We start from the raw sequence: 22,037 nt of genomic DNA, 5'->3' as shown, positions 1-22,037 counted from the left end.
GCGCCGAGGCTCAGGACGGGCGAGAAGACTCAGGAGGGCTTGGGGCCGCAGACGTAGCGGGGCTCCGCGTCGTAGCGCCAGGTGAACTTCTCCCGCTTGACGACCACGCCGCCCTTCTTGATGACGCGGAACGCGTCCTGGGCGAAGCCGTTGATGCCGTTGCTCGGAATGCACGACGGGCCGGGCTCCAGGTGGATGACCTTCGGCGTGGTGATGTTGCGCCGAGGGCCGTACTCCGTCTTCACGCTGTCGTAGATCTTCGTGCTCCAGATGGAGACGGTCACCGAACTCGACGTGTACGAGGTGACGATCAGCAGGCCGTGGTCGGTGTTGTTGCGGAACTTGAAGTCCAGGCTCGGCCAGAAGATTGTCGACTCGATGACTGCCGGGTACCTGTCGAACCAGTACGAGTGCGGCTTGTGCTCGACGTCCTCCAGGCCCGCGTAGTAGGAGGCGTTGAACAGGGTGGTGGTGAACTGTGAGGTGCCACCGCCGACGCCCGGCACCAGCTTGCCGTCCAGGATGACCGGAGCGTCCCGGTAGCCCTGCGCGTAGCCGCGTTCGCCTGTGTGCCCGTTCAGGGAGAACGTCCTGCCCGGCAGCACGATCGCGCCGTCCACCTCCTTGGCGATGGTGGCGATGTTCTGGCTGCGCGACGACGCCATGCCACCCGTGAACCGCGTGGTGAAGGTGGACACCCGCTCCTTGATGCCCAGACCTGCCAGCTTCTCCGCGGTCAGCTCCGGCGGTGTCGGCTTCAGCTCGCCGGTCACCTCGCGCCCGTCGGATCTCGGCAGCACGGCCAACAGGTCACGGCCCAGGGTGGCGGTGTCGAGCTGCTGGCCGGCGCGGCCGTCGGTGACCTTGGGCCGGCCGCCGGTGATGGTCATCGACGCGTCCTTCGGCGGCACCTCGATCGCGTTCAGGCTGTCGCCGAGGGCCGCGCGCAGTCGCTTGACGTCGACCGCCGGTGTGAGCCTGCCGCCCTTGTCGGCGGTGAACCGGAGGCTCTTCGCGATGGCCGCCGGTGGCACCCGCACCGAGCCCCTGCCGGTGCGCAGGGTGACAGGCGCGGCGACGGCAGGCTTGGCCAGCTCGGCGACCAGCCGGTCCAGCTCCTCGGCCGTGGTCGTCGGTTGGCTCTCCACAAGCGGCACGGTGACCGGGGTGCCGGCCAGCCACCCGGTGCGGACGGCGTCGGCGGAGCGCTGCCTGTCGAACGCGAGGCCCGACTTGGGGCGTACGACCTTCGGGGTGGTGCCCTGGTAGGTGATGGCCGGCATCGTCATCGGACGGACCTGATCGCCGAGCACCGTGCGCAGGGCCGCGTCCAGCCGGTCGGTGTCGATGGTGACCACCGGGTCGACGGTCCGGGAGCCGACCAGCCGACTGACCGGGTGCGCGTCGGCCTCGGCGGCAGCCGCAACTGTGGCCGCCACGTCGACGCCCAGTCCCACGTCGGCGGGCTTGATCTCGGCGGTGCGCTCCCCGACCGTGATGCGCAGTGGCGCGGCGAGGGCCGCCGCCCGCCGGTCCAGCTCAGCTCGCAACTCCCGGTCGGCGGCGCCGCGGCTCCGGCCGCCCAGCTCGGTGCCGAGCACGCTGGTGCCCCGGGGCACGTCACCCGCGTACGCCCAGGCGCCGGCGCCCGCCACGGCGGCGAGGACGCCGCCGGTGACGCCTGTCGCGACGAGCATCCGTGTCCGGCGGGGACGACGTCCGCCGTTGTCCGGCCCACCGGTGGCAGTGGGCGGCGTGACCGCCTCCGGCTCGTCCGGCCAGGTGACCGCGGTGACCAGCACGGTGGGCCGGTCGTCGGCGGGCGGATGTTTGTCGCCGTACAGGGTCACTGCAACCTCGATCGCCAGGTTCCACGGGAGGTCCACCCTCCCGGAGGACACCACGGTAACCAATGCTCGGCCGTCTTCGCGGGCTGCGCCGGGTCTGCGCTGCCACCGTGTGTCGTTCGGCGTGTCGCGTGGCGGGTGCCGACGCGGGGCCGGGGGCGGTGCCGACGCCGGGTCGCCGCCGTGGCACGGTGGCGGGGTGGACGCTGCGGAGCGGGTGTTGGCGTACGGCGGCGGTTGGCTGGACCGGGCGGGCGCGCTGCGAACCGATCCGGCTCGGCTGGACGCGCTGCTTACCGAGCCGACGACTGTGGTGTTGCCGCTGTGGCGGGACCGGTGCCTTGTCGACGGGGACGGTCCGGTCCGGTTGACCGGCGACCGCGCGTCGCTCGTCCGGACCGCCGCCGACGAGATCGTCTTCCTGGGGCTCGACGGGGACGTCGCGGTGTTCGCCGTCGACCTCTCCGGGCTCGGCGAGGCCACCGCCGTCGAGATGGCGGGCGCGGCGCGGGCCGTCGACGTTCGGGCCCTGGTCGGGCGCCTCGACCCGGCCGGCGCGGCGGTCCAGGCGTACGCCCGGGGGTTGCTGCACTGGCACCGGCAGCAGCGTTACTGCGGCACCTGCGGCGCGGCGGCCGTCGCCGGCGGTGGCGGGCATGTGCGGACCTGTTCCGGCGCGGAGTGTGGTCGGCTGCTGTTCCCCCGGATCGAACCGGCGATCATCGTCCTGGTCGAGGCGCCCGGCTCGCCGGAGCGCTGCCTGCTGGCCCGGCACGCGGGTGCCGCGGAGGACTCCTACTCGACGCTTGCGGGCTTCGTCGAGGTCGGCGAGAGCCTGGAGGACGCGGTCCGTCGGGAGATGGCCGAGGAGGCGGGGATCACCGTCACGGACGTGACCTACCACGGGTCGCAGGCGTGGCCGTTCCCCGCCGGGCTGATGGTGGGCTTCCGGGCCACCGCGACGTCCGACGAGGTACGCGTGGACGGTGTGGAGCTGCTGGAGGCGCGCTGGTTCACCCGGGCGGAGCTGCGGGAGCGGGTCGCGGCAGGTCGTCGGCTCGGTCGGGTCGACTCGATCGATCACCACCTGCTGGGTCGATGGCTGACGGCAGGCTGAGGATCATCACAAGCGCTGTCGCCGCGGCCGTGCCGAGAGCGCACCACATGATCCCCTGGAACGTCCGCGGCGCGACGGCCATGGTGACGACGGCCAGGACGACCGCCGCGACCCACAGTGGCGCGGACGGCCACCGCGCGCCCGCCGCGATCTTGGCGTTGACGACCGCGAAGACCAGCGCGTAGAGCGCGCCGGTGGCGGCGAAGAACGGGGCGTACCTGCCCAGGGAGGCGTAGTCCGCGCCGCCCACCAGCCGGAACGCGAGGCCGCCGGCCAGGGCCGAGGCGGCGACGAGCACGGCGCCGCAGGCGGCGACGATCGCGAGCACTGCGGTGCGGACGCGGTTGTCACCGACGGCAAGGCGGGGAAGGGCGAGCACCACGATCACCTGCGGCGCCCACAGGGCGCCCTTGGTGAGCACGGTGCCGACGGCGTACGCGCCGGAGTCGGCAGGTGACAGCAGTTGGCGGGCGAAGATCAGGTCGGCGTACGACACGGCGAGCATCGCCAGCGCGGCCGTACCGGCGCTCGTCACCTGCCGGATCCGCAGGGCGGCGCCGATGGCCGGGTCCCCGCCCGGGGTGGCGCGGCGTGCCGGTCGGGCGATCCAGACCAGCGCGGGCAGCACGAGGTAGGCGGTCACCATGCCGGCCACCAGGGTGTCGACGACACCTGCGCCGAGGACCAGCGCGACGATCATGCCGCCGTACCGCCCTGCGGCGACCACGCCCATCGCCCACGCGAGGCGCAGGAAGCGCTGCTCGCCCTGCAGCTCGCCGAGCCAGCGGGCGGCCAGGACGACCGCGACCGTGGTGCCGGCGACAAGCGCCACGACCGCCAGCGACAGCCGGAGCGCTGTCATCAGCAGCGGCGCGGCCACGACGACGGCGCCAGCGGAGACGGCTGTGGTGACGAGGGTGACCCGGCTGGTAGGCGCGCCGGGATGGCGGGCCCGGTGCACCGCGACAGCCATCTGCAGGCCGACGCCCGCGACGCCGGCGATCGCGACGAGGGCCGCGACCGTGGCCAGGACACTCAGTCCCTCGGCCGCCAGGTGCCGGGCGCCGAGCATCGGGAGCAGGTAGGCCAGCCCGTTCGTCACCATCGCGGCACCTGCCACCGCCGCGCCCGCCGCGGAAAGGCGGCCCGCGCCGGGGCCGGCCGTCGTCTCTGTCATCGCGCCTCATGTCGGTTCCGCCGGGGACCGGTGCGCGCCCCGAGCTTCGCGTCGTCGTCACGGAGTCGCTCGTCGACGTCGTGAGGCAAGCTACCGCCCGCGCCCGCCTGTGCCTAGAGTGCTGTCCGGAGCCCCGGGAGCGACGTCGGGCCCGCTTCCCGTCCAGGTCTGTGGGGGTCCGTGTGCGCCGAGGATCACCGGAGTTCCGTCCGGCGTTGTCGCGGGCCACGGTCGTGCTCCGTCGGTGGTGGCCGGAGGTGGCGCTCGGCGTCGGGGTGGTCCTCGCGATCCTCGGGCCGGTGCTGGGCCGGGGCTACGTCCTGCGGTACGACCTGGTTTTCGTGCCGGACCCGCCGTTCGGCGCGATGGTCTGGGGCAGCGGTTCGGAGTTGCCCCGGGCGGTGCCCAGCGAGCTGCTCGCGGTCGGCCTGTCCCAGCTCCTGCCCGCCGACGTGGCGGAGAAGGTTCTGCTGGCCGGCTGCCTCGCCCTGGCCGCGGTGGGCGCCGCCCGGCTCGCTCCGGTCAGCCATCCGGTGGCGCGGGTCGCGGCCGGGCTCGCATACGTCTGGAATCCCTGGGTGTACGGGCGGCTGCACCTCGGTCAGTGGGCGGTGATCGCCGGGTACGCGGCGCTGCCGTGGGCGTACGCCTGGGTGCTCGGGGTGCTGCGGCCGCCGGCGGGCGGCATCGGCCCGGGTCGGCGCTGGGCCGTCGGCGGTGGAATGGCTGTGGTGCTGGGCGGCCCGGCGTTGGTGCTGGCGGCGGTGCTCGCCTGCGCTCCGGCGTTGGCGCTGGCGCGGCGGTGGCGGGCGCTTGTCGCGGGGGCGGCGACGCTCGCCGGTCTCACCGCGCCGTGGCTGGTGGCGCTGACGAACCGGGGCGGCGCGGTCGATCTCGACGAGCGGGGCGTCGCCGCTTTCGCCGTCCGCGCGGACACGCCACTCGGTGTGCTCGGCAGCGTGGCAACGCTCGGTGGCGTCTGGAGTCGCCACGCGGTAGCGGTCGGGCGGGACCGGTGGCCGGTCGCCCTGCTCGCGCTGGCGCTGGCCGCGGCGGCGATCTGGGGGTACGCGTCGACCCGTCGCCGGTGGCCGTCGGCGGCCTGGTGGGGTCTGCTCGTCGGCGCCGTTGTGGGCACGGTGATCGCCCTGATGCCGGCCTGGCCGGTGGGTGCGCAGTGGATGGTCGCGCTTGTCGAGCACGTTCCGCTGGCCGGCGCGGTCCGGGACGGGACCCGACTGCTCGCTCCGCTGGCGCTGGTGCAGGCGGTCGGCCTCGGCATGCTCGTGGAGTCGCTCGTGACGGCGGGCGTCCGGCCGCTGGTCCCGCTTGTGGTGGCCGCTCCGGTGTTGCTGCTGCCCGGCCTGGCCTGGGGGCTCGGCGGGCAGCTCGACACGGTGCGGTACCCCGCCGAGTGGTCGGCCGTCCGCGAGGTGGTGAACACCGATCCGGTCGGCGGGAGCCTGGTCTCGCTACCCTGGTCGTCCTTTCGCGCCTACCGCTGGGCGGGCAACGTCCCGGTCCTCGACCCGGCGTCGCGGGCCTTCCGTCGACAGGTGCTCGGGGACCAGGACGTGCTTGTCGGCCGCGACCGGATCCGTGGGGAGAGTCGGGACGCCGACCGGGTGGCGGGGGCGCTTGCGGTGCCCGGTGACCCGGTCCCGGGCCTGCGTCGGCTGGGCGTGCGGTACGTCCTCATCCAGACCGATCAGCCCGGGGCTGCCGAGGTCGAGGGGCGCTTCGCAGGCGCCGAGATGGTCCGACGAGATGGGACGCTCGCCCTGCTTCGTCTGCCTGGTGGCGGTTCTTCCGGCTCGACGGGGAGTGTCGCGATTGGTCCGGAGCTGGGCTATTCGGTACTCGGGGCCACCCTGTTGATCGCCCTTTCGCACCCCGCCGCACGGCGACGACGCATGTTACTGTGCGGTCACTTTTGTCGAAGGGACCGTCAATGAAGGCATCCTTCAATCCCCTCCTGACCGCGGTCGTCGCCGCGGCGGTGGGTGCCGTGCTGGGCATTCTGGCCGTCACGGTCGGGACGTCCACAATCACCAACAGCAATACCAAGCCTGCGAACGTGCAGCAGCCCATCATCGTGTACGGCGAGCGCTGACGGCCTTTCATGGAGGTCCTTCCTCCTGACGTGTCGTCAGATGCGGTCGTACTCGACGTCGTGGTGCCCGCGTACAACGAGGCACTGCGGCTGCCCGACACCCTGATCCTGCTCCGGGCGGCGCTGGCCGACCTCGGTGTGCCCTGTCGGGTCACAGTTGTCGACAACGCCAGCACCGACGGAACCGCCGAGGTGGTGACGGGTGCGCCGTCCGGCCCGGTCCCCGTCCGGCTGCTCTGGTGCGCCGAACCGGGTAAGGGCTTCGCGGTACGCACAGGTGTGCTGGCGAGCGACGCGCGCTACGTCGGCTTCTGTGACGCGGACCTGGCCACCGCGCCGGACACCCTCGGCCAGGTGCTCAGTCTCCTGGTCGAGGGCGTCGACGCGGTGGTCGGTTCGCGCGCCCACCCCGAGTCGGTGGTGCAGGAGCGGCACAGCCTGCTCCGGCGCTGGGGTGCGGTGGCGTTCCGTGGCGCCGTCCGGCAGGTGGTCCGCGGCGTGGGCGAGACGCAGTGCGGCTTCAAGTTCTTCCGCAACGACGTCGCGCGGCGGTCGTTCGCACCCCTTCGGTGCGGCGGGTTCGCGTTCGACGTCGAGGTGCTGGGCCGCGCCGAACGGGCGGGCGCCCGGTTGGTGGAGATCCCCGTCAACTGGGTGGACGTGCCCGGCTCACGCTTCTCCCCGGCCCGCCACGGCTGGCAGAGCTTCGTGGACGTCGCGAAGATCAGTTGGCGGCTGCGCCGGGCCGATGTCATCCCCGCGATGCCGCTGCCGGTCGTCGCCCTGCCGGTCGGCACGGACGTGACCGGGGGCGCTGCCACCGTTGGATTGCGGCCGTGAGTGTCGGACACTCTCCGGCGGCCGCGGCTCCCACCACCGACGCGGTGGTCGCGGGTCGACGGATCGCCGTGCTCAACTGGAAGGACCCGTGGCATCCGGACGCCGGCGGCGCCGAGGTCTACGCCTGGCAGGTCGCCCGCGACCTGGTGACCGCCGGCGCGGAGGTCACCTTCGTCACCGCGCGGCCGGACGGCCAGTCAGGCGACGAGACCCGCGACGGCATCCGGATCGTCCGGGTCGGTGGGCGGTGGAGCATCTACCCCCGGGTGCTGGGCTGGCTCGCACGACGACGCCGTCAGTTCGACGCCGTCGTGGACTGCCAGAACGGCATACCGTTCTTCAGCCCGGCGGTCCTGCCGGCGGACGTGCCTGTGGTCTGCGTAATCCATCACGTGCACGACCGCCAGTTCCGGCTCTACTTCGGCCCGCTCGTCGGTCGCTTCGGAGCGTGGTTGGAGGGGCCGGTCGCCCGACGGGTCTACCGCCGGGGGGTGACGCTCGCCGTCTCACCGTCGACGGCAGTGGCCGTCCGGGACCGGCTCCGCTGGGCCGGCCCGGTGGTGGTCGTACCCAACGGTGCGGACGCGGTGACACCGCCGGTCGTCGACGGCGGAGTCCGCGACGCGCGACCCCGTGTGGTCTGCGTCGGCCGGGTGACCCGACACAAGCGGGTGGATCTGGTGCTCGACGCCGTCGACCAGCTCCGGACGCAGCGACCCGACCTGCGCCTGGACGTCGTCGGTGGCGGGCCGGACGTGGCGACGATCCGTCGGCAGGTCGCCGAGCGTGGGCTCGCCGACGTCGTCACGGTGCACGGTCACCTGCCCTCCGCCGACCGGGACGCGCTGCTGGCCAGCGCGTGGTTGCACGTCTCCGGCTCGTGGGGCGAAGGCTGGGGTCTGGTGGTGGTGGAGGCCGCCGCCGCCGGGCTGCCCACGCTCGCCTTCGACGTCGACGGGTTGCGGGACGCCGTACGGCCGGGCCGGACCGGATGGCTGGTCGGCGAGGGCGACGACCCGGCGGGCGGTCTGGCCGTCGGCCTCGACCGGGCACTGGACACCCTCGCGGCGCCGGGCGAGGCCGAACGGATGGCGGCCGAGTGTCGACAGTGGAGCGGTGCGTTCCGCTGGGCCGACACCGGCCAGCGGGTTCGCGCGGTCCTCGGTGACCTGCTCGCGCCGCGCCGGGTGCCGTGGGCGGCGCGCAACGCGTCGCTCCTGGTCCGGACGGACCAGCCGGAGAGCCTCCTCGCCCGGGTGGCCCCCCTCCTGCCGTACACCAGGCACGTGGCGACCGGCGAGCACGGCCTGTGGATCCTGGTGCCGGCCGCCGCCCCGGCGGCGGTCCGGCAGGTGCTCGTCGAGGCGGGCGTCGACCCTGCGCACATCAGCGAGCGGGACGCCGGCGGTGACGAACTGCTCACCGGAGTTCCGGTACGGCAGTGCTGACCGCCTGGTCGACCGCTCGCCGCACCCCCGGTATACCGTCCGCGACGGTGTCCCTGGCGGTGTGGCGTCTGCGTGAGCTGCTGGTCTGCCTCGCGCTGATCGGTCTCTGCGTCACCCAGCAGCCCGGGCTCATCGTGCCGGACACGAAGCTGGACATGGCCGTGGACCCGGGTGGCTTCCTCGCTCGGGCGAGCCACCTCTGGACTGCGGACTGGCAGTTCGGCACGCTGCAGAACCAGGCCGTCGGCTACTTCTTCCCGATGGGGCCGTTCTTCCTCCTCGGGGAGGCGGTGGGCCTGCCGGCCTGGCTCGTCCAGCGGCTGTGGATGGCCGCCCTGCTCTGCGTGGCGCTCACCGGTGTGGTGCGCCTGGCGCGTGCCCTGGACCTGGGCGGCCCGGCGTCGCGCCTGGTGGCCGGCGCGGTGTTCGCGCTCTCGCCCCGCGCGCTGTCCCTGGTCGGCACGGTCTCACTGGAGCTGCTGCCGTACTGCGTCGCGCCGTGGGTGCTGCTGCCGCTGGTCAAGGGGGCGGCGGGTGGTTCGCTGCGGCGGGCGGCTGCGCTCAGTGGGCTGGCCGTCGTCTGCATGGGCGGGGCGAACGGGGCCGCCGCCGCGTGCGCAGTGCTGCCGGCGTTCCTCTACCTGGTGACACGTGCGCCCGGCTGGCGACGGATCCGCCTGCTGGCCTGGTGGACGGTGGCGATGGTCGTGGCCACCTTCTGGTGGCTGGTGCCCCTGCTGCTCCTGCAGCGGTACGGGTTCCCGTTCCTTCCGTACACCGAGAGCGCGGCGGTCACCACGAGCGTGACGTCACTCCCGTCGGCCGTACGCGGCGCCACACAGTGGGTGGGTTACCTGGCAGTCGACGGGGTGCCCTGGTGGCGCTCCGGTTGGGCGCTTGTCACGACGTCCTGGATGGTCGTGCTCACCGGCCTGATCGCCTGCATCGGTCTGGCCGGGCTGGCCCGTCGGGACCTGCCGGAGCGACGATTCCTGCTCGTCGGCGCGCTTGTCGGACTGCTGACCCTGACCGCCGGGAACCTGTCGGACGGCGGCGCCGCCTTCGCCGCGACCGTCCGGGAGGCCCTCGACGGCCCGCTCGGCGCGCTGCGCAACCTGCACAAGTTCGACGTCGTGCTCCGCCTGCCGCTGGCCCTGGCCACCGCGCACATGCTTGACACCGTCGGCCGCATCGCGGTCATCCGCCGGTTCACGCGACCCACCACAATGGCGCCCCGGCGGGTGGCGCTGGGTGTCACAGCCGTCGCGCTCCTCGCGGTCACAAGCGGCGCCGCAAGCGCGGGGCTCCCGGCCGGCGGCGGTTTCTGGGCGGTGCCCGACCACTGGCGGCAGGCCACCGGTTGGCTCGACAGGCACGCCGGACCGGGCACCACACTGCTCGTGCCCGGGTCCAACTTCGCCGAGTACGACTGGGGGCGGTCGCTTGACGAGCCGGTCCAGCCCCTGCTCGACTCGCCGTGGGCGGTGCGGTCACTGGTGCCGGGCGGATCGGCGGGCAACGCCCGACTGCTCTCCGCAATCGACGACCGGCTCGCCGCCGGCACCGCCTCTCCCGGGCTGGCGGACGTGCTCGCCCGGCTCGGCGTGCGGTACCTGCTCGTCCGCAACGACCTCCGCCAGCCCGTCGGGGGCTTCGCCTGGCCGGTCCTCGTGCACCGGACGCTGGACAGCGCACCCGGGCTCATCCGGGTCGCCGCGTTCGGCCCGAACAGCGGGGTGCGGCCGGACCTCGGTGGGGCGTGGGACTACGGGCTGCACGAGCCGTACCGGGCGGTGGAGATCTACCAGGTGGACCGGCCGGCCTCCCGGGCCGCGCTTGCCGACGCGGCGCAGCCGCTCAACCTGGTCGGCGCACCGGAGACGTTGCTGGACCTCAGCGACGCCGGCGTGCTCGGCGACCGGCCGGTGATCCTCGACGGCGACGCTCCGGCGGCCAACGACGGAGGCACGGTCCTCGCCGACAGCCTGCGCAACCGCGAGGTCGACTTCGGGGTCGTCCGGGGCAACACGTCCCGGACGTTTACCGCCGAGGAGGGACCCCGCCTGACGCGCGCTGTCGACGACATCCTCGATCCGGCGTGGCGGTCGTCGGTCACCTCGTCCGGATACGCAGGCGTGGCCGACGTCCGGGCGTCGACAAGCGCGGCGGACATCACCGGCCCGGCCGGGCTGCGCGACCCCTCCGCCACGCCGTTCGCGGCCGTGGACGGCGACAGCGGCACCTCCTGGCTCTCCGACGGCGCGCGCAAACCGGTGGGCCAGTGGGTGGAGGTTCGCTTCCCGGACAAGATCCAAGCCGGGTCGGTGGAGCTGCAGGTGGTCGACGACGAGATCGTGGGCGCCCCGGTCACCCGGGTCAAGGTCAGCACCGAGGGCGGGTCGTACGTGCACTCGGTGGTCGACGCCGGGCGGACGCCGCTGCGGTTGGCGCTGCCGTCGGGGCGTACCACCTGGGTTCGGGTGACCATCGACGGCGTCGCGGGCTTCGACGTGCCGGGACGGCGCGCGGGCATCCGGGAACTGCGGGTGCCCGGGGTGAGTCCCCAGCGGTACCTGCGGCTGCCGGCGCTGCCCGACGCCACAAGCGCCCCGGAGATCGTCGCGCTCGCCCGCAAGGCTGTGGACCGGCCAGCCTGCGTCGCCGTCGACGACCACTACCTGTGCGCTCCCGACCTGATCCGACAGGGCGAGGAGACCGGCTTGGCGCCCCGCCGCTTCGACCTGCCGGCCGCCTCCACCCCCCGCCTCACCGGCCTGGCCCGCGCCACGCCGGCCACCGCGCTCGCCGTGTACGACGAGGTGGTGGGCGGCGAAACGTTCAGCACGTCGAGTTCGTGGTTCGCCGACCCGGTCGCCTCGTCGAGGGCGCTGTCGGACGGGGACGACGGCACGGCCTGGTGGGCGGATCCGGCGGACCCACAGCCCACAGTCAAGGTGCGCTGGGCAAAGGCGCGCAACGTGAGCTGGGTGCGGCTGCGGTTCGCGTCGAGCCTCGTCGCGGCGCCACCCCGGACGGTTCGGATCACCGGCGACAACGGCATCCGGGAGGTGACGGTCGGCCTGGACGGCGTCGCCCGTTTCCCCGCCCTGCGGACCCGAAGCCTCGTCGTGGCCGTGACCTCGACGGTGCCGAGGGTCAGCCGGTCGACGGCGCTGTTCGAGCCGCAACCGCTGCCCGTCGGCCTCAGCGGGGTGGACGTGGAGGGCGGGCCCGAACTCAACCGGGCGCGCGACCTCTCCCGGTCGGTGACATTGCCCTGCGGTGCGGGGCCGACGATCGTGATCAACGGGGCGACGACGCCGACGACGGCCACGGGCACCCTGCGTGACCTGCGGGATCTGCGGCCACTGCGCTACCGCGCCTGCGCTCCCGCCCCGAAGCCGGGGGCGAAGTCCACGGCGAGTGCGGACGACTACCGCGTCGGGCTGCGCGCCGGCCCGAACGAGGTCTCCGCCCCACCGGACCGGTTCGTCGTCGACAGCGTGATCCTGACCGGTGAGCCGCCGCAGCGCCCCGCCATCGCCGAGCCCCGCCGGGCGGTGACGGTGCTCGACTGGGACGACCAACACCGGTCGGTCGAGGTCGGGCCGGGTGGCGGCAGCTACCTGGTGGTGCCGGAGAACGCCAACCCGGGCTGGCGGGCCACCCTCGACGGGGTGCGGCTCCGACCGACCCGGCTCGACGGATGGAAGCAGGCGTGGTTCGTGCCGGCCGGGGCTGCCGGCCGGGTCGACCTGGTCTTCACGCCCGGGGAGCGGTACGTTCTCGTCCTGCGCGTCGGCGCGGGACTGCTGCTGCTGTTGGTCGTCGCGGCCCTGCTCCCCGCGCGTCGCCACCGACAGTCGTATCCGGCGGTCCCGGCGACGATGCCGACCGCGCCACTCCTCGCCCTGGGGGTGCCGGCGCTGCTCGGAGGCCCGGTCGGGCTCGGGTGCGCGATAGTGGTCGTGGCGCTGCACCGACGTCGGATGCCCACCCCCGGCTGGATCTGGGTGCCGGCGGCCGTGGGTCTCGCGGCGTACGGGACCGAGCGGTGGTGGCAGCCCCGCGTCGGCTCGGAACGGCTGGCAGACCTACTGGTCGCGGTTCCGACCGGCCTGCTCCTCGTCGCGATCGCCGCCCTGGTGCTGCGCTTCCGCCGGGTCCGTGGGCGCTACGAGTCGCGCCGGGAGGGTCGGGTGCTCGGCTGGGCCCGACGACGCCGCCTGCAACGCCGGAACCGGCATCTCGACCAGGGCGTCGGCCGAGACCGTCCCGGGCCGGGTCCGGTCGTCCCGCCGCTCGAGGAATCTCCGCAGTCGACGCGTCGGCCGCTCGACGAGGTGGTAGCTGGCCGTCGCGACCGGGATGGTGAGGGTCAGGGTGAGCACGAGGAGCAGCCAGAACGGGGTGTGCATCCGGGTGAGCCCGAGCAGGCGGATGCAGACCTCGATGGCGAGGAGGTGCCACAGGAAGATGCCGTAGGAGATCCGACCGAGGAACCTGATCACCGGCTGGTCGAGGAACGCCCGCGGCACCCCGCCCGAGCCCGGGCCGACGAGGGGGGCGATCACGCACCAGGCGACGAGCAGGAACACCAGGTGCTCGGTGATCGACTCGATGGGCGTGGCGGGCTCGACTCCGCGCGGGCCGGCGATCGGCGTGCTGGCGATCCACAGCAGCGCGCCGGCGATGAGCCACGACGTGCCGGGGGCGAACGTGAAGACGCGAAGCCCGCGAGGCGTGCGGGACCACAGGTCCTCGTCGCCTCGCCCGGACCCGCCCCCGGCCAGTCCGGCCCGGAACACCGGCGCGACCGGGCGCGGGGGCCAGGAGGCGAGCACGGCCAGCATGATGCCGATGCCGAACCAGTCGAGGAAGGCGGGTAGCCAGAGCACCGCGAGCCCCGGCAGTGGCGAGTCGGGGCCGTGCGCGTACGCGTTCCAGGTGAGGCCGGCGAGGACGAGGACGACACCGAGTGCCAGTTGGCGTCGGGCTCGGCCCAGCGGGGTTCGACCGCCCATTCGGCGACCGAGCACCGCTATTACCGGCAACGCCAGGTAGAAAGCCGCCTCCGTGGCCAGGCTCCAGGTCTGTTCCATCCCGACCGGAAGTCGCAATGGCTGATAGATCTGTGCCAGCAGAAGGGGGATTGCCCAGTCCCAGACCGACCTCAGGTAATCGATGTTGAGCCACACCAGTGCGACGACAGCCATTGCCCAGTACCCGGGCAGAATGCGCAGTGCGCGATGCCAGAGGTATCTGCGTACTGGCGGTTGTGGCTGCCCGGAAATGGTGGCGAGCGCGATTGGTCGGTAGAGGAGAAAGCCGGACAGGGCGAAGAAGATCGCTACCCCCACATCCAGCCTGGCCAGCAGACCTGCCACGACAGAGAACGAGTTGGTCAGTCCGCTGAGAAACGAGACATGGTGGACGACCACTCCGAGCACGGCCACGGCTCGGAGCCCTTCCAGGGCGGGTAACCAGCCATCAGTTCGGGCGTTATTGGACGCGGACTCGCCCACCTGTCCGTTGCTCGCACCGGGTCTGACGGGTTGGCTCACAGTTCCTCAACATCCTATTTGGTGGGGCGGCCGGACGGCCGCGTGCCACCGGAGTCGGTACGTCTCTCGAAGGCCGCGTCGGACCATATCCGAAATCGGTCCCGTCATGTACTGTCAGCCGCCAGTTGAGTCTTTACAAGGGGAGGAGTTACATGCGACCTACGTCGGGTGCCATCTTGGTGGCGGCGGGCGCGTTCCTGATCGTCGGGGCGGTGGCGACGCCGCTGACCGTCGCGCCCGCTCTCGTCAAGGTGCCCCTGGACCAGAGTTCGGTGACGGTGTCGAAGGCCGAGAACGCGACGGTCTTCGACTTCCCCACCCTGTCGGAGCGCAGCGGGGTCAACCTCACCGCCCACCGCGCGGTACGGGGCGATGTCGGGGCCGGCAACGATGACCGCGCGGTCTTCAACGTCGGCGTCCGGGTGATCGACGACGCCAGCAAGGCCGAGATCACGGTCAACACGGACCGGGTTGCTCTCGACCGGCGGACCGCCGAGGCGGTTGCCTGCTGCGCCGAGGACATCAACGGCACGGCCTTCAAGCACGAGGGCCTGACCTACACCTTCCCGTTCGGCACCGAGAAGAAGACCTACAGGTACTTCGACAACACCGCGCGCAAGGCGTACCCCGCCAGGTACGTGAGCACCGAGAAGTTGCAGGGCCTGACCGTCTACAAGTTCGAGATGACTGCCGAGCCGATCCAGATCAAGCAGATCGATGTTCCGGGCCGGCTCGTCGGCTCGACCGAGCCCACGGTGAGCGCCGGTCTCTTCTACACAAACGTCCGCACCCTGTGGGTGGAGCCGGACAGTGGCGTCATCGTCAAGGGTCAGGAGAAGCAGGCGCAGACCCTGCGCGACGCGACAGGCGTCGACAAGGTCAAGATGATCGACGCGACCCTCGCCTTCACCGAGGACACCCAGAAGCAGCAGGCCAAGGCTGCCAGGGATGCGCGTAACCAGATCAACCTGCTGACCACCGTGGTGCCGATCGTCCTCGGACTCCTCGGCCTCGCCCTGGTCCTGCTCGGCCTGTTCATCGTCATCCGCGCGACTCGCCGCAGGCCCGACGCGACGCCTGTGGAAGCCGCCGACCGGCCGACGACAGACCTGCCGTCGGAGGCGTCCTCGGAACCTGTCGAGGAGACCACGACGCCGGCCGGCGGGCGCCACGCCGTGGAGCGCAGCGAGCCGTAACAACCACACCACCGCACCACCGCACGCCGACCTGAGAAGGGCCGGCCGACCCTCCGGTCGGCCGGCCCTCTCGTCTCAGCCCTGCTCGTCGCGCCGCACCGCGTAGCGGGTGCACACCCAGTCCTCGGTGTACGGCAGGTCGGGCCGCTGCCCGACGATGTGCCCACCGTGCGCGGCCACCAGCCGGGCCATGTCGGCGTCCGGCACGGCGGTCATGCTCATCGGCGCCGGGTAGTCGAGCAGCCGGCGCTGTGCCCAGCTGATCAGCCGGAACGGCACGACCTGCCAGATGAGCCCCTTGGCCGTACGCGCCGGCTCGGTGGGCAGCCCCACGACGGCGATTCCGCCGGGTCGCAGGACGCGCAGGAACTCGGCGAGGTAGCTGTCGATGGCGGGCCGCGGCAGGTGCTGCAGGACCAGGGCGCTGTAGACGAGGTCGAAGTGGCCGTCCGGGAACTGGCTCAGGTCCGGCGCATCGTTGAGGACGAAGCGGATGTTCCCGGCGCTCCGGTCGAGTTGTCGGGCGGTCTCCAGCATCGACGGCGCGATGTCGACGCCGACGACCTCGTCGGCGTGCGGGGCGAGCCCCTGCGACAGCCGGCCGGCGCCGCAGCCGAAATCCAGTACCCGCTCCCAGCGGGTGGGCAGCCCGAGCTGACCCAGCCAGTCGGTCGTCTCCTCGACGTCGGCACGACCCGTGGCCAGGAACTCGTCCACGTCCCACCGGCCGCCCCGCTTGCCGGGCTGAACGAGCACGGCCCAGAGTGGATCCTCGGCGCCCAGCTTGGTCCAGTCGCGTCGTACGTCGTTCAGATTCACGCCGAAACCCTAGGGCATGGTGCAGGGCGTCGGGATCGACCCAGATCCGCGCCCGCGCGGATGTTCGGACGAGGGCTGCGGTCCGAACGGCTCGCCCTGACCTGCGCACTTTACATCCGTTACCTGATTGTAATCCGTCGATGTCTCGGTCACTCTCCGCCACTGCGGCCTCGCCTTATGCGGGATCTGATGGGTTTATGAGCACTTATGTGGCCGAGATGATCTGAACAGTTCGTGATATCGCCCTGCCTCTCGGTCGCCCCCGTGTTACCGCCCGGTAATCAGGGGGTTGTGAGCCGCGCCGCAACGGGTGCACGATCAGGCTCGATCGTTACCCGCCGGTAATAGATGACGGGCCCGGCGTGGGCCGCAGTGTTCGGCCACCGCGCTCATCCATCCGAGGAGGAACCCGTGCAGGATCGGTTAGACAGTCAGGGTCGTACCCGCTGGCGGCGCTTCGCCGCCATGATGGTGCCCGCCACGGCGGCTGCCGGCGCCATCCTCTTCGGCATGTCGACAGGCGCGATCGCGTCCGACATCACCGTCTCCGGGCAGACGTTCAAGATCGGCGCCGACCGTCTGGAGGGCGACGGCTTCAAGCAGTACGGCGGCATCGTCAAGGAGAAGGGCAAGGACGGCAAGAGCGGCGCGGTCCACCCGATCGCGCTCTCCGAGATCCGCAGCGCCGACCTCTACAACCTCTGCCAGTCCGTCCGCGCCGACCTTCCCGGCCTGCCGGTGGTGCTCACCATCAACGCCGGCGAGGGCAAGCAGCCCGCCCACGCCGAGGACCTGCTGATCGCGATGGACTCACTCGACGGCAACGCGACGTTCACGAAGATCAAAATCGGTCGGGACGCCACCGACCTGAACCCGACGGCGCAGAAGGGCTCGTTCGGCCAGAACGCCGACCACGTCACCATCACCAACCTGCAGCAGGTGTCCCGGTACACGACCGCGGCGACCTTCAACCTGGTTGGCCTGCGACTCAAGGTGAACGTGGGCGACGACGCCAAGGGCAAGGAGTGCTTCTGAGCTGAGCGCGGCCCGCGGTGACCGACCGCCGCGGGCCCGCCCCACCCCCGTCCCCGCTCCGCCAGGAGGAGTACGTGACAACCGCCAACCCGTCCCATGTCCGGCCGAGCGGTGTGGCCCAGGCGTGGCGGAGGTTCCGCCGCTGGCGTCGGAGCCGGCCGTTCTGGGGCGGGCTCCTCACCGCCCTGGCCGGGGTGGAGATGTTCGCGTCCACCCGGATGACCATCAACGGCCTGAGCTTCCACAGCGGAGCCACGGGGCTGCTGTCCCTGCTGATCCCGGTCATCCTGGTGACCTGCGGCCTGCTGCTCTGGTTCACTCCGGCGCAGCGGCTGTTCTACTCGATCGTCGCTGCGGTCACCGCGGTCTACGCGCTGATCGGGCTTAACCTCGGCGGCTTCTTCGTCGGCCTGCTGCTCGGCATCGTCGGCAGCGCGCTCGCCTTCGCCTGGACGCCGACCCGGCCAGCGTCCGCCACCCCCGACCCGGCTTCGATCGACCCGGCGTCGACCGACTCGGCTTCGATCGACCCGGCGTCGACCGACTCGGCTTCGATCGACCCGGCGTCGACCGACTCGGCGTCGACCGGTCTGGCGTCGACCGACTCGGCGTCGACCGGTCTGGCGTCGACCGGTCTGGCGTCGACCGGTCTGGCGTCGACCGGTCTGGCGTCGACCGGTCTGGCGTCGACCGGTCTGGCGTCGACCGGTCTGGCGTCGACCGACTCGGCTTCGACCGACCCGACTGCCGCCGAGCGGTCCACCAGCGACTCGGCCGTCGGCGACTCGGCCGTCGGCGAGCCGGCGGGCACGGGTGAGTCGACGCAGCACCCGGGCGAGCACCGACCCGAGCCCGGCGCCGACCCCGCGTCGGCAGGCATCGCCGCTTCCGAAGCGACCGACGGCCGGACCGGCTCTGTGGGCGACCCCGACGCGGACACGTCCGGCCGTGCCGTTGATCCGCGTACCTTCGTATTCGCCCTGCTGGTGCTCGGACTCGCCACTGCCGGCCTGGCCGCCCAGCCCCGGCCGGTGCAGGCCGCCCCGAGCCTCCCCGCCACCGTCTGCCCCACCCCGTCCCGGCCGACGACTCCGTCGTCCACCCCGAGCGCGTCGACCGCGACCCCGGCCCCGGGCGCGAGCCCGCACCGCGACGGCAACGTCGTCACCGACATCCTGGACGGGATCGGTGACCTGCTCACCGGTGGTCACCGCCGCGACGCCGCGACACCTTCGACCAGCCCGACCGCCCCGCCCTCGGCGAAGCCGACCGCCACGCCGGCGACCCGTCCCGGGGCGACGGCCTGCCCGGCGCCCGGCCGGCCGGGCCGCCCGGGCGCGACGACGCCGGACACGACGACGCCGGGGGCGGCGAAACCCGGCACCGTGGAGCCGGGCAAGCCGCTGCCCCGCATCGCCGCCGACCCGAACCTGCCCAGGGTGGCGCAGACGCCGTCCAAGCTCACCGGGACGTCGGTGCGGATGACAGGTCTGCGGTTCGAGGGGATCACCGACCTGCAGACCGAGAACGGCACGCTCAAGGTGCTGAAGTTCAGCATGCGGGAGGCGGTGACCGACGACTTCCTGCTGCGCGCCGACGGCCCGCAGGGGCGCAACCAGCGGTACGCGACCGACCGGCTGACCGTCAGTGGTGACGTGGCCTTCTATGCCACCCGGTTCGTCGGCCGGCTGCTCGGCATCAAGATCACCCTGACGCCGGACCTGCCGCTGCCGAACGGTTTTCCGGTCACCTTGCCCGTCGCGATCACGTTCACCGACCCGGTCATCGACCTGGCGTACGTCACCAGCAACACCCTGACGGCGAGGCCGGCGCTGGCTCTCACCCTCGCCTGAGACGCGGGTGGTCGATCGGACCCGGGTGCTGCCGCTCCGGGTGCCGGCGGTCGGCCCGCCGGCACCCGGAGTCGTCGAGGGCTTAGAGCCGGGCCAGCGCCTTGCGCAGCGGGTCGAGGCCCAGCGCGCCCAGGTCCAACGCCTGCCGGTGGAACTCCCGCAGGTCGAAGTCGGCGCCCTTGCGGGCCTTGGCGTCCTCGCGGGCCTGCAACCAGATCCGCTCACCCACCTTGTACGACGGCGCCTGCCCCGGCCAGCCCAGGTAGCGGTTCAGCTCGAAGCGCAGGTTCTCGTCCGGCACCCGGCAGTGCGCCCGCATGAACTCCCAGCCCAGCTCGGGCGTCCACCGCTCGCCCGGGTGGAAGCCGAACGGGTTGTCCTTCGGGATCTCCAACTCCAGGTGCATGCCGATGTCGACGATCACCCGGGCGGCGCGCATCGCCTGGCCGTCGAGCATGCCGAGCTTGTCGCCCGGGTCCTCCAGATAGCCCAGCTCGTCCATCAGGCGCTCCGAGTAGAGCGCCCAGCCCTCGCCGTGCCCGGAGACCCAGCACAGCAGCCGCTGCCAGCGGTTGAGCAGGTCGGCCCGGACGGCGGTCTGCGCCACCTGAAGGTGGTGACCCGGGACGCCCTCGTGGTAGACAGTCGTCACCTCCCGCCAGGTGGAGAAGTCGGTGATGCCCTGCGGCACCGCCCACCACATGCGCCCCGGGCGGGAGAAGTCCTCGCTCGGTCCGGTGTAGTAGATGGCGCCGTCGCTTGTCGGGGCGAGGCAGCACTCGATCCGGCGGACCTGCTCCGGGATGTCGAAGTGGGTGCCGTGCAGCTCGGCGATCGCCTTGTCGGCGAGCGCCTGCATCCAGTCGCGGAACGCCTCCTTGCCCTGGATGGTCCGCGCCGGGTCGGCGTCGAGCGTGGCCACCGCCTCGTCGACCGTCGCGCCCGAGCCGGCGATACGCCCTGCCACGACCCGCATCTCCGCCTCCAGGCGGGCCAGCTCCGCGAAACCCCAGGCGTACGTCTCGTCCAGGTCGACCTTCGCGCCGAGGAAGTACTGCGAGGCGAGTTCGTAGCGTTCCCGGCCGGCGGCCTGCTTGTCCCGCCCGTGCGGGGCCAGCTCGGCGCGCAGGAACTGGCCGAACTCGGCGGTCGCCGCGGTGGCCGCCGCCGCGCCCCGGCGCAGCTCGGCGCCGAGCGTGCCGTCCGCGCCCAGCCGTTCGACAAGGCCGTGGAAGAAGTTGTCCCCGGTCGGGTCGGTCCAGGTGTCGCACTGCTTGGCCACCTCGACGAGCTGCACCTTCGAGCTGACCCGCCCGGCGGCGAGCGCCTCGCGCAGCGTGGTCTTGTAACCCTCCAGGGCGCCGGCCAGGCCGTTGAGCCGGGCGGCGACGTTGGCCTGGTCGTCGGCCGTCGCCGTCGGCATCAGGTCGAACACCATGCGGACCTCGTGCAGCCCGCTCTCGATCACGCTGATTTCGCTCGTCGTCTCGCCGGCCTCGTAGCGGGCCAGGTCGAGGCCGAGCCGTTCCTGCATGGCCTCCTTCGCGGTGCGTTCCGCCTCGGTGTCCGGCTCGGTCACCTCAAGCTCGGTGAGGGTGCGGCGGGTGAGGTCGGCCTTGGCCCGGTAACCCTCGGGTGAGAGGTCGTCGAGCTTGTCGTCATGGCCGGCGATGCCGACGTAGGTCGCGCCGGTGGGGCTCAACGGCGCCCACTCGGCCACGTAGCGGTTGGCGAGTTCATCAATTCGTCCCACGGTGCGACACTACGTGACCGCCCCACCCCGGTGTCGACGCTGTTTGTCGTGTCCAAGCAGCAGAAAGTCGCGGGACTTTGTCGTACCCCTGCGGCAGAGTGTCAGGGGTGACCACCGATGTTGCTCCTGACAAGGCGCCGCTGCGCGCCTGGCTGCCGGGCTTCTTCGCCCTCGCCGCCATCTGGGGATCCAGCTTCCTGTTCATCAAGGTCGGCGTGGCCGAGCTGCACCCCGTCCAGCTGACCCTCTACCGCGTCGTCTCCGGCGCGTTGACCCTGCTGATCGTCCTCGCGGTGCTGCGCGACCGGCTGCCCCGCGAGCCCCACGTCTGGGCGCACCTCTTCGTCGTCGCCGCGTTCGGCGTGGCGGTGCCGTTCACCCTCTTCGGTTACGGAGAGCAGCGGGTCGAGTCGATGTTGGCCGGCATCTGGAACGCGACGACGCCGTTGATCGTGCTGCCGCTGGCGGTGCTCGTGTTCCGCACCGAGCGGTTGACCGTCCGCCGCGCGATCGGGCTCGGGCTGGGCTTCCTCGGTGTGCTCGTGGTGCTCGGGGTCTGGGAGGGCATCGGCGGGGCGCACTTCGTCGGGCAGTTGATGTGCTTCGGGGCGGCCGCCTGCTACGGCGTCGCCATCCCGTACCAGAAGCGGTTCGTCGCGGGCAGCGCGCACTCCGGGCTGTCGCTGTCCACGGCGCAGTTGCTGCTCGCCGCCGTGCAGCTTGCCGTCGTCACCCCGTTCGTCGCGGGTGCGCCGCCGCTGCCCACCGAGTTGTCGCCGAAGGTGGTGGCAAGTGTGCTGACCCTCGGGGCGCTCGGCACCGGGCTCGCCTTCGTCATCAACATGCGCAACATCCGGGTGGCCGGCGCGAGCACCGCCTCCACAGTCACGTACCTGATCCCGATCTTCGCGGTGCTGATCGGCGCCGTGGTGCTCGACGAGCGGCTCAACTGGCACCAACCGGCCGGCGCGCTCATCGTGCTGCTGGGCGTCGCGGTCGCGCAGGGCCTGTTCGGCCGTCGGCAGCCACGCCCGGTGGTCGGCGCCGCCGCGCCCGCCGAGCCCGCCGGGCCCGCCGAGCCCGCCGTCGAGCCCGCCGCCGAGCCCGCCGTCGAGCCCGCCGTCGAGCCCGCCGTCGAGCCCGCCGTCGCGCCTGCCCGCGGGTGATCGACTCGGCTTTCTCGAAACCGGGGTGTCCTACGGCCCAGGACACCCCGGTTTCACGGACCCCGAGTCGATCAACGCCCGAGCTTTCAGCGACCGCGAGTCGATCAAC

Annotated in this window: 14 protein-coding genes and 1 pseudogene; 10 read left to right on the top strand and 5 right to left on the bottom strand. The window is 72.4% G+C overall.

What is annotated here, in order from left to right:
- Positions 1–29: 29 nt before the first annotated feature.
- Complete coding sequence (locus OOJ91_RS20235; protein ID WP_266249776.1) at positions 30–1,850, bottom strand: VanW family protein; 1,821 nt, start codon at positions 1,848–1,850, stop codon at positions 30–32.
- Positions 1,851–2,046: 196 nt separating this feature from the next.
- On the opposite strand from OOJ91_RS20235, the gene nudC reads away from it, so the two are divergent.
- Complete coding sequence (gene nudC / locus OOJ91_RS20230) at positions 2,047–2,964, top strand: NAD(+) diphosphatase (RefSeq protein ID WP_266247129.1); 918 nt, start codon at positions 2,047–2,049, stop codon at positions 2,962–2,964.
- Here nudC and OOJ91_RS20225 read toward each other — a convergent pair.
- Positions 2,861–4,141: a polysaccharide biosynthesis protein gene (locus OOJ91_RS20225; RefSeq protein WP_266247127.1), complete on the bottom strand. Its 1,281-nt coding sequence runs from the start codon at positions 4,139–4,141 to the stop codon at positions 2,861–2,863. The genes nudC and OOJ91_RS20225 overlap by 104 nt on opposite strands.
- 182 nt (positions 4,142–4,323) lie before the next feature.
- Between OOJ91_RS20225 and OOJ91_RS20220 the strand changes: the two genes are divergently transcribed.
- The 5 genes and pseudogenes from OOJ91_RS20220 to OOJ91_RS34620 all read left to right on the top strand — a co-directional run.
- The gene (locus tag OOJ91_RS20220; protein ID WP_266247125.1) at positions 4,324–6,096 is read left to right on the top strand and encodes a hypothetical protein; all 1,773 of its coding nucleotides are present in this window, start codon (positions 4,324–4,326) and stop codon (positions 6,094–6,096) included.
- Complete coding sequence (locus tag OOJ91_RS20215; RefSeq protein ID WP_266247123.1) at positions 6,093–6,254, top strand: hypothetical protein; 162 nt, start codon at positions 6,093–6,095, stop codon at positions 6,252–6,254. The genes OOJ91_RS20220 and OOJ91_RS20215 overlap by 4 nt, the downstream gene beginning before the upstream one ends.
- Before the next feature lie 30 nt (positions 6,255–6,284).
- The gene (locus tag OOJ91_RS20210) at positions 6,285–7,094 is read left to right on the top strand and encodes a glycosyltransferase (protein WP_266247122.1); all 810 of its coding nucleotides are present in this window, start codon (positions 6,285–6,287) and stop codon (positions 7,092–7,094) included.
- On the top strand, positions 7,091–8,542 hold the full coding sequence (locus OOJ91_RS20205) for a glycosyltransferase family 4 protein (RefSeq protein WP_266247120.1): 1,452 nt from the start codon (positions 7,091–7,093) through the stop codon (positions 8,540–8,542). Before OOJ91_RS20210 ends, OOJ91_RS20205 begins: the two co-directional genes overlap by 4 nt.
- A pseudogene (locus tag OOJ91_RS34620) lies at positions 8,536–11,760 on the top strand (alpha-(1->3)-arabinofuranosyltransferase domain-containing protein); the annotation flags it as partial. The gene OOJ91_RS20205 and the pseudogene OOJ91_RS34620, both read left to right, overlap by 7 nt.
- A gap of 876 nt (positions 11,761–12,636) precedes the next feature.
- On the opposite strand, the gene OOJ91_RS34480 reads toward OOJ91_RS34620, so the two are convergent.
- Positions 12,637–13,983 (bottom strand): acyltransferase family protein, encoded by a 1,347-nt coding sequence (locus tag OOJ91_RS34480; protein ID WP_353962111.1) that lies wholly within the window; start codon positions 13,981–13,983, stop codon positions 12,637–12,639.
- 275 nt (positions 13,984–14,258) lie between these two features.
- On the opposite strand from OOJ91_RS34480, the gene OOJ91_RS20195 reads away from it, so the two are divergent.
- Positions 14,259–15,302: a DUF3068 domain-containing protein gene (locus tag OOJ91_RS20195; RefSeq protein ID WP_266247116.1), complete on the top strand. Its 1,044-nt coding sequence runs from the start codon at positions 14,259–14,261 to the stop codon at positions 15,300–15,302.
- A gap of 75 nt (positions 15,303–15,377) precedes the next feature.
- On the opposite strand, the gene OOJ91_RS20190 is transcribed toward OOJ91_RS20195, so the two are convergent.
- On the bottom strand, positions 15,378–16,121 hold the full coding sequence (locus OOJ91_RS20190) for a class I SAM-dependent methyltransferase (protein WP_266247114.1): 744 nt from the start codon (positions 16,119–16,121) through the stop codon (positions 15,378–15,380).
- 411 nt (positions 16,122–16,532) lie between these two features.
- Between OOJ91_RS20190 and OOJ91_RS20185 the strand changes: the two genes are divergently transcribed.
- Together OOJ91_RS20185 and OOJ91_RS20180 are read left to right on the top strand one after the other, a co-directional pair.
- Positions 16,533–17,156 carry a DUF6230 family protein gene (locus OOJ91_RS20185; protein WP_266247111.1) on the top strand — a complete coding sequence of 208 codons (624 nt, stop codon included), beginning with the start codon at positions 16,533–16,535 and terminating at the stop codon, positions 17,154–17,156.
- Positions 17,157–17,230: 74 nt separating this feature from the next.
- On the top strand, positions 17,231–19,009 hold the full coding sequence (locus tag OOJ91_RS20180; protein ID WP_266247110.1) for a DUF6114 domain-containing protein: 1,779 nt from the start codon (positions 17,231–17,233) through the stop codon (positions 19,007–19,009).
- A gap of 82 nt (positions 19,010–19,091) precedes the next feature.
- On the opposite strand, the gene OOJ91_RS20175 is transcribed toward OOJ91_RS20180, so the two are convergent.
- Positions 19,092–20,762 (bottom strand): DUF885 domain-containing protein, encoded by a 1,671-nt coding sequence (locus OOJ91_RS20175; RefSeq protein WP_266247109.1) that lies wholly within the window; start codon positions 20,760–20,762, stop codon positions 19,092–19,094.
- A 107-nt stretch (positions 20,763–20,869) separates the two neighbouring features.
- On the opposite strand from OOJ91_RS20175, the gene OOJ91_RS20170 reads away from it, so the two are divergent.
- Positions 20,870–21,928: a DMT family transporter gene (locus tag OOJ91_RS20170; protein ID WP_266247107.1), complete on the top strand. Its 1,059-nt coding sequence runs from the start codon at positions 20,870–20,872 to the stop codon at positions 21,926–21,928.
- Positions 21,929–22,037: the final 109 nt, after the last annotated feature.

It is taken from the genome of Micromonospora lupini, from assembly GCF_026342015.1.
Taxonomy (GTDB): domain Bacteria; phylum Actinomycetota; class Actinomycetes; order Mycobacteriales; family Micromonosporaceae; genus Micromonospora; species Micromonospora lupini_B.
Note: the sequence above shows the minus strand (reverse complement) of the source record. Positions and strands in the feature narration are given on the sequence as shown.